At 50.3% G+C, this 15,077-nt stretch carries 8 protein-coding genes; all 8 read left to right on the forward strand.

The features are described 5' to 3' along the window. Window positions 1–53 precede the first annotated feature (53 nt). The 8 genes from C161_RS31485 to C161_RS10000 all read left to right on the forward strand — a co-directional run bounded on the left by C161_RS31485 (window position 54) and on the right by C161_RS10000 (window position 14,982). Window positions 54–7,301, forward strand: coding sequence for a beta strand repeat-containing protein (locus C161_RS31485; RefSeq protein WP_084650194.1), 7,248 nt, complete (start codon window positions 54–56; stop codon window positions 7,299–7,301). Between the two features lie 111 nt (window positions 7,302–7,412). Then, a complete protein-coding gene (locus C161_RS09970) occupies window positions 7,413–7,652 on the forward strand; it encodes a DUF896 domain-containing protein (RefSeq protein WP_036670038.1) in 240 nt (79 codons plus the stop codon). 321 nt (window positions 7,653–7,973) lie between these two features. After that, a complete protein-coding gene (locus tag C161_RS09975; RefSeq protein WP_036670039.1) occupies window positions 7,974–9,404 on the forward strand; it encodes an NAD(P)-binding domain-containing protein in 1,431 nt (476 codons plus the stop codon). A gap of 134 nt (window positions 9,405–9,538) precedes the next feature. Further along, complete coding sequence (locus tag C161_RS09980) at window positions 9,539–10,024, forward strand: hypothetical protein (RefSeq protein WP_036670041.1); 486 nt, start codon at window positions 9,539–9,541, stop codon at window positions 10,022–10,024. A gap of 251 nt (window positions 10,025–10,275) precedes the next feature. Continuing rightward, complete coding sequence (locus tag C161_RS09985) at window positions 10,276–11,022, forward strand: DeoR/GlpR family DNA-binding transcription regulator (RefSeq protein ID WP_017689448.1); 747 nt, start codon at window positions 10,276–10,278, stop codon at window positions 11,020–11,022. Between the two features lie 2 nt (window positions 11,023–11,024). Continuing rightward, window positions 11,025–11,936 (forward strand): 1-phosphofructokinase, encoded by a 912-nt coding sequence (gene pfkB / locus C161_RS09990; protein ID WP_036670042.1) that lies wholly within the window; start codon window positions 11,025–11,027, stop codon window positions 11,934–11,936. Window positions 11,937–12,026: 90 nt separating this feature from the next. Then, window positions 12,027–13,994 carry a PTS fructose transporter subunit IIABC gene (locus tag C161_RS09995; protein ID WP_036670049.1) on the forward strand — a complete coding sequence of 656 codons (1,968 nt, stop codon included), beginning with the start codon at window positions 12,027–12,029 and terminating at the stop codon, window positions 13,992–13,994. A gap of 199 nt (window positions 13,995–14,193) precedes the next feature. Then, entirely contained in the window at window positions 14,194–14,982 is a 789-nt protein-coding gene (locus C161_RS10000; protein WP_036670051.1) for a class I SAM-dependent methyltransferase, read from the forward strand. Window positions 14,983–15,077: the final 95 nt, after the last annotated feature.

The raw sequence follows: 15,077 nt of genomic DNA on the forward strand, positions 1-15,077 counted from the left end.
AAAAGAAAAGTCACAGGATTCCTTTCCTTCGCGGCCCACGGGGTTATCAGGGAATGAGAGGATTCACTGGAGCAACAGGTGCTACTGGGTTAACCGGAGATCCTGGGTATCCCGGCATATGGGGAGCAACCATTTTAACAGGACGGATCGGAGTAACTGGAACCACGGGAAGTACCGGAATAACTGGAGTCACAGGTGCAACAGGAGCTACCGGACTGACGGGCACCACAGGTGTGACTGGAACTAGGGGAGTTACAGGTCTGACCGGTCAAACGGGTGAGGCGGGAGCAACTGGTTCTACAGGAAGTACAGGAGCTACAGGTGCAACTGGCACTGGATCAACTGGAGTCACAGGAACAACCGGCGCAACTGGAATTACCGGAATTGGTGTTACAGGCGTGACCGGTGCTACAGGAAATACCGGTATAACCGGCTTTACAGGTCCAACTGGAGTTGCAGGATTAGCTGGGGCTACCGGGTTCACTGGAGCAACTGGTCCAACTGGAATTGGTGTGATGGGACTAACAGGATCTACTGGTGAAACAGGATTCACGGGAGTTACAGGTTCGATTGGCCCAACCGGAGCGACGGGTCTAATAGGTATTACGGGTGCGACTGGATTAACGGGAAGTACTGGCGAAATTGGAATCACAGGCCCGTCCGGAGCAACAGGAACAACTGGTATTACTGGAACCACAGGTACCACAGGTATCACAGGAGTCAGTGGCGTAACTGGAACGACAGGTACTACGGGCGCGACCGGCCCAACCGGTGAGACAGGTATCACCGGAGTTACAGGCGCTACAGGATTTACTGGGGCGATAGGAGCAACGGGAAGTACGGGTCCAACTGGAAATACTGGCATAACCGGCATGACAGGGATAACAGGTGCGATCGGCGCAACTGGTGCCACTGGGGAAACGGGACTTACTGGTACGACAGGCCCCACTGGGGGGATCGGGTCTACGGGAGTTACTGGTGTAACCGGAACTACAGGAAGTACTGGTGCGACCGGAGCGACTGGCGTCACTGGAGAGACGGGTCTAACAGGTATTACGGGTGAGACTGGAGTTACAGGAAGCACTGGTACTTCTGGAACAACAGGCACTACGGGGGCAACTGGATTAACAGGTGTGACGGGAGCAACCGGCGAAACAGGCACGACAGGCATCACTGGCGTTACTGGAAATACTGGTGCTTCAGGGATTACTGGATTTACGGGCAGTACAGGTGCGACCGGCACGACTGGTGTGACAGGACTCACTGGGGCCACTGGTATAAGTGGTGTCACTGGTGAAACAGGACCAACAGGTACAACCGGAGTAACTGGCGTTACTGGAATTGCGGGCACAACAGGAACGACTGGAATAACAGGTGCAACAGGTATTACTGGATTTCAAGGCAGTACAGGTGCGATCGGAGCAACTGGTGCCACTGGCACAACCGGAGTCACAGGTACGACTGGTGTGTCAGGACCTACCGGGGATACAGGAGTAACGGGAACTACCGGTACCACAGGAATAACTGGCGTTACCGGAGCAACTGGCGCCACTGGAGAGACGGGTTTAAATGGAAACACCGGCACGACAGGTGTGACAGGACCGACCGGGGCTACTGGAGAAACGGGTACCACCGGAGTTACAGGTGCTACAGGATCTACTGGGGCGATAGGGGCAACGGGAAGTACAGGTGCGATCGGAGCAACTGGTGCCACTGGCACAACCGGAGTCACAGGTACGACTGGTGTGTCAGGACCCACCGGGGATACAGGAGTAACGGGAACTACTGGAGATACAGGTCAAACAGGGGTTACAGGAACGACAGGTGTGACGGGAGAAACAGGGTTCACAGGACTAACGGGAGTTACCGGTCCAACAGGAACGACGGGACCGACTGGGGCGACTGGAGCGACCGGAATTACAGGTATCTCGGGAGTGACTGGCGTAACCGGAACGACGGGAATTACTGGAGCGACCGGGCCCACTGGTGTCATTGGAGAGACGGGTCTAACAGGAGGTACAGGTGCAACTGGTATTACAGGTCCTACGGGTGCGACTGGTATCACAGGAATCACGGGTACAGCTGGTGTAACTGGCCCAACAGGTGCGACTGGAGAAACAGGAAGTACAGGTTCCATTGGAGTAACCGGCGCAACCGGAACAACTGGTGCAACTGGAGAGACGGGGCTAACAGGAGTCACAGGTGTCACCGGGGAAACGGGTCTAACTGGGGCTACAGGTGTAACGGGCTCAACCGGTTCGACTGGCCCAACAGGAGAGACAGGACTAACAGGTATAACTGGAAGTACGGGTGCGACGGGAACAACTGGTGTTACAGGTGCAACCGGAGTTAGTGGCACAACAGGAATTGCTGGTGTAACTGGCGCGACAGGACTCACCGGGGCTACTGGTTCAACTGGTAATACCGGAGCTACTGGCATAACCGGGGTCACCGGCGAAACAGGGCCAACCGGCACAACTGGCTTAACTGGCGTTACGGGTACAATTGGTGTGACCGGAGCAACAGGCGTCACTGGAGAGACAGGAGCTACAGGTCTGACGGGAAATACAGGACCAACGGGTGTCACCGGATTTACGGGTCCAACAGGTGAAACAGGAATCACTGGAGTTACAGGCCCTACTGGAGCAACCGGCTCAATCGGAACTCCTGGAGATACAGGTTCAACAGGGGTCACAGGTACGACTGGTGTGACGGGATCGACCGGTGCAACTGGAGAAACGGGAATTACAGGTGCGGCTGGACTAACTGGCATTACCGGAACCACGGGCGTCACAGGAGGTACCGGAGCTACAGGAATTACGGGAGCGACCGGAACCACGGGCGTTACTGGGGAGACTGGTCTAACAGGGAACACAGGTGTAACGGGACCAACCGGCACGACTGGTTTAACTGGCGTAACGGGACTTACTGGTGTGACCGGAACTACTGGCACTAGTGGCATAACGGGAACAACTGGTATTACGGGAGTAACCGGAGCAACAGGTGTCACTGGAGAGACGGGTCTAACAGGAGGTACAGGTGCAACTGGTATTACAGGTGCTATGGGTGCGACTGGACTAACTGGTATTACCGGAACCACGGGTACAGCTGGGGTAACGGGCCCAACAGGTGCCACTGGAGCAACAGGAAGTATAGGTGCCACGGGAGTAACCGGAACAACTGGTGTAACTGGAGAGTCGGGTCTAACAGGAGTCACTGGTGTCACCGGGGAAACGGGTATAACTGGGGCCACAGGTGTAACGGGCCCTACCGGATCGACTGGCCTTACAGGAGAGACGGGGTTAACCGGGGTCACAGGTCCGACTGGTGTGACGGGACTGAACGGTGCAACTGGAGAAACTGGAATTACAGGTACAACTGGACTAACTGGCATTACTGGAACCACGGGTATCACAGGCGTGACCGGAGTTACCGGACTGACTGGTGTCACTGGGGAAACGGGTCTAACAGGATTCACAGGCGCGACGGGACCGACGGGATCGACTGGGGCGACAGGAGCAACCGGAATTACAGGTATCTCGGGAGTGACTGGCGTAACCGGAACGACAGGTGTTACTGGAGAAACAGGGTTCACAGGACTGACGGGAGTGACCGGGGCCACTGGTGTTACTGGGGAGACCGGTCTAACAGGAAACACAGGTGTAACGGGCCCTACCGGTTCGATTGGCCCAACTGGTGAAATAGGACCAACCGGCACGACTGGCTTAACTGGCGTTACGGGTACAATTGGTGCGACCGGAGCAACAGGCGTCACTGGAGAGACAGGAGCAACCGGCTCAATCGGAACTACTGGAGATACAGGTTCAACAGGGGTCACAGGTCCGACTGGTGTGACGGGCCCTACCGGTTCGACTGGCCAAACTGGTGAAACAGGACCAACAGGCACAACGGGTGCAACTGGTATTACAGGTCCTACGGGTTTGACTGGAGAAACAGGAAGTACAGGTGCCACGGGAGTAACCGGCGCAACCGGAACAACTGGTGCAACTGGGCTAACAGGAGTCACTGGTGTCACCGGGGCTACAGGTGTAACGGGATCTACCGGTTTGAATGGCCCAACAGGAGAGACAGGACTAACAGGTATAACTGGAAGTACGGGTACGACGGGAACAACTGGTGTTACAGGTGCAACCGGAGTTAGTGGCATAACAGGAATTGCTGGTGTAACTGGCACGACAGGACTCACCGGGGCTACTGGTTCAACTGGTAATACCGGAGCTACTGGCATAACCGGGGTCACCGGTGAAACAGGGCCAACTGGCACGACTGGCTTAACTGGCGTTACGGGTACAATTGGTGTGACAGGAGCAACAGGCGTCACTGGAGAGACGGGTCTAACTGGGAGCACAGGTACGACTGGAGTTACTGGTATAACTGGTCCGACAGGCACTACAGGACTAACAGGGAATACTGGTGAAACAGGACCAATAGGTACGACTGGAGCTACAGGTCCAACAGGGGTGACAGGTACGACTGGTGTGACGGGATCAACTGGAGAAACAGGGTTCACAGGACCAACGGGAAGTACGGGTACTACGGGAGCTACTGGTGTAGCAGGCACAACTGGTATCACAGGGGAAACAGGTCTAACAGGAATTACTGGTCCAACTGGTGTTAAGGGATTAACTGGAGCCACGGGCACGACAGGACCAACCGGACCAACCGGACCAACCGGAGCCACTGGTGTGACTGGCATAACCGGAGTCACAGGTACGACTGGAGTTACAGGAGCAACGGGGAGTACGGGTTCCACAGGAATAACTGGCGTATCCGGGCCGACTGGTGCTACTGGAATTACTGGCCAAACTGGTGTGACAGGATCAACCGGAGTTTCGGGAGTAACTGGACTTACTGGATTAACTGGGGAGACGGGTCTAACCGGGATTACAGGTGCGACTGGTGCTACTGGAATTACTGGGGCAACCGGTCCAACGGGTATTACTGGTGAAACAGGAATAACCGGCACGACCGGCGTAACTGGCATTACGGGTGTGACTGGAGCTACTGGAATTACCGGCGCCACCGGCACAACTGGCCAAACTGGTGAGACGGGAGTAACTGGACTTACTGGGGTTACAGGTACTACTGGAATTTCTGGAACGACGGGAGCAACTGGAGAGACGGGTCTAACTGGGGTCACAGGTACGACTGGTGTGACGGGGCCCACCGGGGCTACTGGAGCAACGGGAACTACGGGTATCACAGGTGCGACTGGCATAACCGGAGTTACAGGTACGACTGGTGCTACAGGGGCAACCGGTCCAACGGGTATTACTGGTGAAACAGGAGCAACCGGCACGACTGGCTTAACTGGTGTTACGGGCACAATTGGTGCGACCGGAGCAACAGGCGTCACTGGAGAGACGGGTCTAACTGGGAGCACAGGAGCCACAGGAATTACTGGTGCTACAGGTCCAACAGGGGTCACAGGAACGACAGGTGAGACGGGTCTAACCGGGATTACAGGTGCGACTGGTGCTACTGGAATTACTGGGGTAACTGGATTTACAGGAGCCACTGGCACAACTGGCCAAACTGGAACGACAGGAGCCACTGGTGCCACTGGAGAGACGGGTCTAACAGGGGTCACAGGTACGACTGGTGTGACGGGGCCCACCGGGGCTACTGGAGCAACAGGAACCACGGGCATTACAGGAGAGACGGGCGTAACAGGCGCCACCGGTACAACAGGTGTAACGGGACCAACCGGTGCGACCGGAGCCACTGGGGCAACCGGAACTACGGGAGTTACTGGCGTAACCGGCTCGACTGGAGAGACGGGTGCAACAGGCGTTACCGGCACGACAGGTACAACAGGACCAACCGGAGCTACTGGTGCGACTGGCATAACCGGAGTCACAGGTACGACTGGTGCTACAGGGGCAACCGGTCCAACGGGTATTACTGGTGAAACAGGAGCAACCGGCACGACCGGCGTAACTGGCATTACGGGTGTGACTGGAGCTACTGGAATTACAGGTGCCACCGGCACAACTGGTCAAACTGGAGAGACGGGTCTAACAGGGGGCACAGGTACGACTGGTGTGACGGGACCAACCGGGGCTACTGGAGCAACGGGAACTACAGGCGTTACAGGCGTAACCGGAGCGACAGGAACTACGGGTGCGACTGGTGCCACTGGCGTAACTGGTGCCACTGGCGTAACTGGTGTTACGGGTACAACAGGTACAACAGGTACAACAGGTACAACAGGTACGACTGGAGCCACTGGGATCACAGGTGTGACTGGAGCAACAGGAACCACGGGTATTACAGGAGAGACGGGTGTAACAGGCGTTACAGGCACGACCGGCGCGACGGGAACAACAGGAAGTACGGGAACAACAGGAAGTACGGGAACAACAGGAACCACGGGTATTGCGGGTGTGACCGGTGCTACAGGAACTACAGGTACAACGGGTGTAACAGGTGCCACCGGAAGTACTGGTTCAACAGGAGTTACAGGTATAACTGGCGCGACCGGAACAACTGGAGAAACAGGAATAACGGGAGCTACAGGACTAACTGGTGTAACTGGGACAACAGGAACTACAGGTGCAACGGGCACCACCGGAAGTACCGGCACAACAGGAGTTACAGGAATAACCGGAACAGCAGGCATTACGGGAGCCACCGGCCCGACTGGACCAACTGGGGCTAATGGAATTACGGGGGCAACCGGTGTAACGAGTGCAACCGGAGCTACGGGTGCCACTGGAGCAACAGGCATAACAGGAACTACCGGTGCAACCGGGGCCACGGGCTTGACAGGAGCCACTGGACCAACCGGCCCCAATTTTGCAACACAAGGGTTCTCGGCATTCCTGGCTACACTTTCGACAGCAACCAGCACTCAGTTAACCAACTGGACGACCACGGCTCCTTATTACGGTAATGCCAACTTCAATGCAACCACAGGAAACTATACCGTCCCGGTAACCGGAAGATACTCTATTGTGGCCACGATCAATTATGCAACGACTGCAGCGATTGCTCTATCTCTGGGTGCTGGGGTTAACCCAGCCTTTCTTGTACAGAGAACATCACCTACGGTAACGACACTTGTCAGTGGTTTGTTGCCCGTCCTAAATGTCGCGATTACGTTACTTACACTGCGGGCAGTGCTGGGAAGTGGTTCGGTGACTTTGGCGGTAGAAGTGGCATTAAATGCGGGAGATGTGATTGGACTGTTCTATGCCGCAAACGGGCTGACGATTACGTTGAACCTGGGCAGTGGTGCTACAAATGGAATTGTGTGGTCTGTGCATGAGATCACCTAAACACTTCTCAACGGATTGCGCCTATGGACAAATTCGTAAAGTTGTAATAAGTTAGTTTGAAGATATTCGAAATATCTTTTGGCAAGTGGACTAACAAGTGAGGTGGATTTCATGATTCCTATTTTGGGACGCATTAACGAATTAAGTCGAAAACAACGCAGCAGCGTCGGTTTGACAAAAGCAGAACAAAGCGAGCAGCACGAGCTTAGAAAACAATATTTGCAGGCTATTCGAGGTCAGGTGCTGACAACCATGCTGGCAGTATCCGTTGTGGACCCACTGGGGCATGATGTGACCCCTGAGAAATTAACCAATGAAAAATTGCAGCGCCGTGAACAAGCCGGCCAATAGCATTCCTTTAAAAAGACAGACCAAGGTTACATCTTGGACTGTCTTTTTTTTTCTGCAAATCATCCGCTCAGCAGGAACTGCATTAATAATCCAGTTAGAGTTTCGTAGGAATTAACAAGCATGTTAGATATTTTTAGTTTTGATGACAATAAATCTGCCGCCAACTTCAATTCATCCCCGATAACTCATATAATAACGCTAATATATTTCAGAAACACAAAAAAAAATCACAATTACTCTCAATATAACTAACAACTAACTTACATCAAATAATCAAAGAAAGACTAGTTCATAGATGTATCTCGAAAGGGTTGATGAATCATGAGCCTGGAAGCTTTGAATGAACGTGTGAAGAATGATCTGGCTTATTTGTCATTTGGTGGCGCGAACTGGGTACGTCCAAGAGAACATGTGGATGGTCATGTCTATGATGTCGTCATTGTGGGTGGAGGCCAGAGTGGATTAGGGGCGGCATTTGGACTTCTTCGTGAACGGATCTCCAATATTGTTGTTATTGACGAGAATACATCGGGGCTTGAGGGACCTTGGGAGACTTATGCGCGTATGGTTACTTTACGTACACCCAAGCATCTTACTTCCATCGATCTGGGTATCCCCTCGTTAACCTTTCGCTCATGGTGGGAAGCACAGGTTGGGCCCGAAGGTTGGGAAGAGGTCGATAAGATCCCGCGCGGAGACTGGATGAATTATTTACGCTGGTATCGGAAAGTGCTGAATCTGCCTGTGCTTAATGAGATGAAATTGACACTGATTGAGCCAATAGAGGACGGTATACATCGACTTCATGTGAACAGGGCAGGAACTCAGATGGATGTCATACTTGCTCGCAAAGTAGTGTTTGCTACGGGAATACAAGGTGGTGGAGAGTGGCATGTGCCATCCATGATTGCGGATAGATTACCTCGGGAGCTGTATGCCCATACGTCGGAAGCCATTGATTTTGATCGGTTAAAAGGTAAAAGAATTGCTGTGCTTGGCGGCGGCGCTTCTGCTTTTGATAATGCCAGTTATGCCCTTGCCACCGGTGTGGCAGAAGCTCATGTATTTGTACGGCGGGAACAGCTGCCTAGTGTTAATCCCATTCGTCAGATGGAACAATCCGGTATGATTGAGCGATACCACGCTCTTCCGGTTGCGGATAAATATGAAGTGATCTCTCATTTCTTCAAATTCAATCAACCCCCAACCAACGATACGTTTAATCGTGCGGCAGCCTGGCCTGGATTTGAACTGCATTTGAATTCGCCTTGGCTGAGTGTAGAAGCAACAGACCATGGCGCGATTGTGCATACCGCACAGGGAGCATATGAGTTTGATTTTCTGATTATTAGCACAGGTCTTCTCAGTGATCCGGCACTCCGCCCTGAACTCAGACTTATAGAGTCATACATCGCGCGTTGGGAGGACTGTTATCAGGCCCCGCAAGAGCATCGCAATGCGTTGCTGGACGCACATCCATACCTGAGTTCCGGGTTTGCAATGACAAGCAGGAGTGAACAGGGTGAGAAACCGTTGCACGGACTGTTTGTATTCAACTACTCTGCACTTGCCAGCTGTGGTCTGTCGGCATCCGCAATATCGGGAACGAAGAGTGCAGTGCCGAAACTCGTCACTGCCATAGCGGATCAGTTGTTCCTCGATGATCGAGAGGTAATTTTGCAACAATTCTATGCGTATGAAGAACAGGAATTTACGGCTACGTGGGTGAAAAGTGGCGCCCTCGCTGAGTAATCGCACGCTATAATTTTGTGAACGTGTGGCATCTGATGCTGCACGTTTTTTTGTTTTTCATATGATGAAGGTTACACTTGCCTTTAATTTGTTGTAAAATGTCGGTTGGAACATGTTAAAGGCAGGGATAATAGATGAATGAAATGAACTATGAACAATTTAGAGCCCATTTGAAGAAAGCGTCGCGTAAACGAAATGTACCTTTGATTAAGATCGTTGCATTTCAAGAGAAATACATGAAGATTGAAGAAGTTCAATTTTACGATGTGGAACAAAATCATATGAGTGTTCGGGCCTGCAATACGTTGTGGATGCATCTGGAGAATAAATCTTTCCGTAATATGGTGTCCCAACATTTGCAGTTTTATAGAGATATGGAGAACCTGGGTCGGCATTCCTTTGAAAATCTGATCAAAGAACTATATGATACGTCTGTTCCTGTGTTGCTCGATTACAATCCCACTCATTATTACACCTCGGGGCAGCTCGCTGAGATTCTGGTCATGGACGAGGAGAGGCTAATTGAACAATTGGAGATGGGTCGCTTCAAGGGTGCTTTTATTAATGAAGATGGCAAATGGCTTAAACCCAAACCGGATGCTATGGTTGTAGAATCATAAACGTCATGCAGTTCCCATGAACAGCAAAATCCTGCAACGCCGCGCATCCAGCGCTGGAGGCTGCAGGATTTTTAATGAAGATTTGAAGGGCACGGAATTCCAACTTTAAGAACATGAAGTAAGAAAGGGACAATTGGACAAGAAAATAAGTCGAAAGATGCGGGTTTTTGAATGTTTTTAAATTATTTTGAATGAAAATGGTTGTTTTTTGAGTGAATTATGATACTATAGAAGCAGTTGGAGGAATGAAGATGCTGACTGAAGAACGATATGCTGCAATTATAGAGCGCTTACATTTACAGGGAATTGTGAAATTGCAAGAGCTTGTTGATGTGTTGGGTGCTTCTGAATCAACGATTAGGCGTGACTTGATCGATCTGGAGAGTCGTCAGATGCTCAAACGCATCCACGGCGGTGCCGCACTGGTGAATGAAAAAACGCTGGAACCGGGCATGGAAGAAAAAACGTTCAAAAACATTCAACAAAAAACGACGATTGCCCGTTTGGCTGCACAGGAGATCGAAAATGGCGAATGCATTTATCTGGATGCAGGAACGACAACGTTAGCCATGATTCCTTTTATTGAAGCTAAAGACGTAACGGTTGTTACCAATGGACTTTCACATGTTGAGGCTTTGGTAAGCAAGCGAATTCGCAGTTATTTGCTCGGAGGTATGATGAAAATTCATACGAAAGCAGTCATTGGCAGTATCGCATTACAGAACATGGATAATTTCCGTTTTGATAAATGTTTTCTTGGAAGCAACGGAGTTGATCCCGAAATGGGGTATACAACACCGGATCCGGAGGAAGCCTTGATTAAAAGGCGTGCACATCAATTGTCGGGAAAATCTTATGTGCTGGCTGATTCCAGCAAAATAGGGGAAATTACTTTTGCCAAATTGTTTGATTTGGAGGAGGCCGATTTGATTACCGAGCAGATGCCAGAACATTGGCGGCCTGGAATCGCCCAGAAAACTAAAATAATTGAGGGATAACGATGATATATACGATAACACTTAACCCGTCCATTGATTACATCGTGGAAGTGGATGAGCTGAAGCTTGGCGGATTGAATCGAATGAATCGGGATTTGAAGCTCCCTGGTGGCAAAGGCATTAATGTCTCTCGCATACTGAATCAACTTGGAGCAGATAACACGGCTATTGGTTTCCTTGGTGGATTCACGGGACGTTTCATTAATGACAAGTTGCAAGAAGATAACATCAGGACAGACTTTGTTACGATTGCAGACGATACTCGCATTAACATCAAGCTGAAGCATGGAGAAGAGACAGAGATTAATGGTCTTGGACCTGCAATCAGTGCCGAAGAGGCGGAGCAGTTGCTTCACAAATTGTCATCATTGCAAAAAGGAGATATTGTCATTCTCTCCGGAAGTGTACCGCCTTCACTTGGAACGGATTTTTATGATCGTCTCATTAAAGTGTGCAAGCAAACGGGTGCCGAATTTGTGATTGATACAACTGGCCCTGCGTTAATGGAAGCTCTTGAACATGCACCTTTGCTGGTGAAGCCAAATCATCATGAACTGGCCGAACTGTTCGGTGTAACGATTAATACTCGCGAGGAACTGGTGTTATACGGGCGTAAGTTGCTGGAAGCCGGTGCCAAACATGTGTTGATCTCCATGGCAGGCGAGGGTGCATTATTCATTACCAAAGCGGAAGTTAATCATGCGAATGTGCCAAAAGGTACTGTGAAAAACTCGGTTGGTGCCGGTGACTCCATGATTGGCGGATTCGTAGGTACCTATGTACAGAGCGGAAATTTGCTGGAAGCTTTCCGCACAGGGGTTGCATCTGGAAGCGCAACTGCGTTCTCGGATGATCTGGCAACACGTGAATTGATTGATGAATTGCGTAATCAAGTGACCATTACGACAATCTAGTCTAACGGTCTTATTGAAGGTCTTCATTGTAATTGTAATGTAGTGAGGCCTGCCTATGCAGGCCGACTGAACTTAAGGGAGTGTACCAAGATGAGAATAACAGACTTGATGATCCAGGAAACGATGATCATGGACCTGCAAGCCACAACCAAAGATGAGGCTATTGATGAACTAATTGCAAGCCTGAACCGAAGCGGACGAATCAATGATCCGGTCCTGTTCAAGGAAATGATCTATAAAAGAGAAGCTGAATCCAGCACAGGTATCGGTGGCGGAATTGCAATGCCACATGCCAAAACAACAGCGGTGAACGAACCAACAGTTGTATTTGCCAAGAGTAGAAAAGGGCTTGATTTTGAAGCGTTGGATGATCAGCCAGCTCATGTGTTCTTCATGATTGCGGCTCCAGAAGGCGCAGGTAATACCCATCTGCGGACGCTTGCAGCTCTTTCCAGGTTGTTGATTGATAGCGATTTCATCTCACAATTGATGAGTACAGATACACCAGCCGAAGTTAGTGCATTGTTTGATGCCAAACAGGCTGAAGCAGCTGAGAAGGAAGCAGCCAAAGAAAAAGCAAAAGCTGAAAAAGCAGCAAATGCCGCATCCACTTCTACTACTGGTCAGCAACAGAATACTTCTGGTGTGATTGTAGGTAATGCCAATTCGGAAGATTTTGTTGTTGCGGTTACAGCCTGTCCAACCGGTATAGCTCATACGTTTATGGCTGAAGATGCACTTAAAAAGAAAGCTCAGGAAATGGGCATTAATATTCGCGTAGAGACAAACGGCTCTGAAGGAGCGCAGAATGTTCTCACTGCTGATGAGATCGCTCGTGCTAAAGGGGTTATCGTTGCCGCAGACAAAAATGTGGAGATGGCACGTTTCGATGGCAAACCGGTATTACAAAGACCGGTGAGTGATGGAATCCGTAAATCCGAAGAGCTGATTCGCAAGGCCGTTAACGGTGATGCACCGATCTATCGCAGCCAAGGCGGAAATGCCAAGGAAGAGGGCGCGAGCACTGGCAAGATTAGTGTAGGTAGCAAAATCTATAAAGATCTGATGAACGGTATCTCGCATATGCTGCCATTTGTTGTAGGTGGCGGTATCCTGCTAGCAATCTCCTTCTTGTTCGAACAACTCGCTAGCCCTGAGAATCCGATTGTGCAACTGCTTCAAACGATCGGTGGCGGAACAGGTGCGTTCCACTTCCTGATTCCGGTACTTGCCGGATTTATCGCGATGAGTATTGGTGATCGCCCGGCCCTGATGCCTGGTATGGTCGGTGGATTGATGGCGGTTAACTCAAACGCCGGTTTCCTTGGTGGTTTGGCTGCCGGTTTCCTGGCGGGTTATGTAGTTATTGGTCTTCGTAAGTTGTTCAAAGGTTTGCCAAAAGCAATTGATGGCTTGAAACCAATCTTGCTGTATCCGGTATTTGGTTTGCTGATCGTGGGTGCAATCAGTTTCTATGTCTTTGATCCAATCTTTGGTTCCCTGAACACCTGGCTGGTAGATGCACTGGGTAATCTGGGTACAGGTAATGCAGTATTGCTGGGCTTGCTGCTTGGCGGCATGATGTCCATCGATATGGGTGGACCGTTCAACAAAGCGGCTTACACGTTCGCTATCGGCGTATTTACATCCAGTGGTAACACAGACGGTGCATGGATGGCAGCGGTAATGGCAGGCGGTATGGTACCTCCTCTGGCGATTGCACTTGCAACAACGTTCTTCAAATCCAAATTTACAGAGCAAGAACGCAAATCAGGCCTGACTAACTATGTACTTGGATTCTCTTTCATTACAGAAGGTGCAATTCCATTTGCTGCGGCTGATCCATTGCGTGTATTGACTTCTTGTATTCTGGGTTCCGCTGTTGCTGGCGGATTGACACAACTGTGGCACATTAATGTACCAGCTCCGCATGGCGGGATCTTTGTTGCAGCACTGGCGAACCACGCATTATTGTTCCTGCTTGCTGTTGCGATTGGTTCTGTGATCTCCGGTCTGATTTTGGGACTGTGGAAGAAGTCACCAACGCTTGTGAAGTAATAAATATAAGAAACATCTCCTGGGTGAAATTCACTTGGGGGATGTTTTTTATTTCAGCTTTTTTGTTAGGTAGTGGAAAGTTGCCTCCGGATTTGTGTAAAATGCTTATTTAGCTTTTACATTCATCTATGGTAAAATAAATATAATTATATTTTGAAACTATGTTTCGCCTAATGAAACTTATGCAGGAGGAATTGGAATGTCTGATGTAATTAAAAGTCAGGTACAGAAGCAGTTTACGAAAAATGCTGGTAAATACGTGACGAGTTCGGGGCATGCCAAAGGTGAGGATCTCGCGTTGCTCGTGGCTTTATCTCAAGCCACTCCAGATATGAATGTGCTGGATATCGCCACTGGGGGAGGGCATGTCGCCAACGCTCTGGCTCCACTTGTTCAGCGGGTGACAGCTCTCGATCTAACGGAGAAAATGCTACAGGTGGCTGAACAATTTATCCAGGGCAATGGACACTGTAATGTAGATTTTGTTGCCGGGGATGCAGAGAAGCTGCCATTCGATGATGATATCTATGACCTTGTAACCTGCCGAATCGCTGCTCACCATTTTCCGGATGTTTCTTCGTTTGTTCATGAGGCATTACGAGTCATGAAGCCCGGTGGAAGGTTGTTATTCATTGACAACGTGGCACCTGAACGTGATGAGAATGACCAGTTTTACAATGAAGTCGAGAAGTGCCGGGATGCAAGCCATGTTCGAGCATGGCGCAAGACGGAATGGATTCATATGCTGGAGTATGCGGGCTTCCGAATGGAAACGATGGTTTCCTTCCAGAAGCGCTTTAAGTTTGAAGAGTGGTGTAACCGTGCGGCACTGCCGGAACGGGAGAGAAGGGAACTTGAAGCAAGTATGTTGAGTGCACCGTCCATCATCAGAAAATTTTTCAATTTTGAAGTGACAACGAACGGGAAGCTCGACAGCTTCCAAGGAGAAAGTGTGTATATCCAAGCGACTAAACCGACTCATGTCTGATTAGGTACAGACCATTTAGCTGGCTGAGCAGTTTATGCAACGGTAACAGGATGAATGTCGATAAAATAAAACAAGCAGAGTACCTTGAACAGGTA

The sequence above is a fragment of the Paenibacillus sp. FSL R5-192 genome (assembly GCF_000517845.1).
GTDB classification, from domain to species: domain Bacteria; phylum Bacillota; class Bacilli; order Paenibacillales; family Paenibacillaceae; genus Paenibacillus; species Paenibacillus amylolyticus.

What these genes read in the sequence shown, in the direction of transcription:
- C161_RS09975 (WP_036670039.1), top strand. Translation starts at nt 7,974, where the DNA reads ATGAGCCTGGAAGCTTTGAATGAACGTGTGAAGAATGATCTGGCTTAT.
- pfkB (WP_036670042.1), top strand. Translation starts at nt 11,025, where the DNA reads ATGATATATACGATAACACTTAACCCGTCCATTGATTACATCGTGGAA.
- C161_RS09980 (WP_036670041.1), top strand. Translation starts at nt 9,539, where the DNA reads ATGAATGAAATGAACTATGAACAATTTAGAGCCCATTTGAAGAAAGCG.
- C161_RS09995 (WP_036670049.1), top strand. Translation starts at nt 12,027, where the DNA reads ATGAGAATAACAGACTTGATGATCCAGGAAACGATGATCATGGACCTG.
- C161_RS31485 (WP_084650194.1), top strand. Translation starts at nt 54, where the DNA reads ATGAGAGGATTCACTGGAGCAACAGGTGCTACTGGGTTAACCGGAGAT.
- C161_RS10000 (WP_036670051.1), top strand. Translation starts at nt 14,194, where the DNA reads ATGTCTGATGTAATTAAAAGTCAGGTACAGAAGCAGTTTACGAAAAAT.
- C161_RS09970 (WP_036670038.1), top strand. Translation starts at nt 7,413, where the DNA reads ATGATTCCTATTTTGGGACGCATTAACGAATTAAGTCGAAAACAACGC.
- C161_RS09985 (WP_017689448.1), top strand. Translation starts at nt 10,276, where the DNA reads ATGCTGACTGAAGAACGATATGCTGCAATTATAGAGCGCTTACATTTA.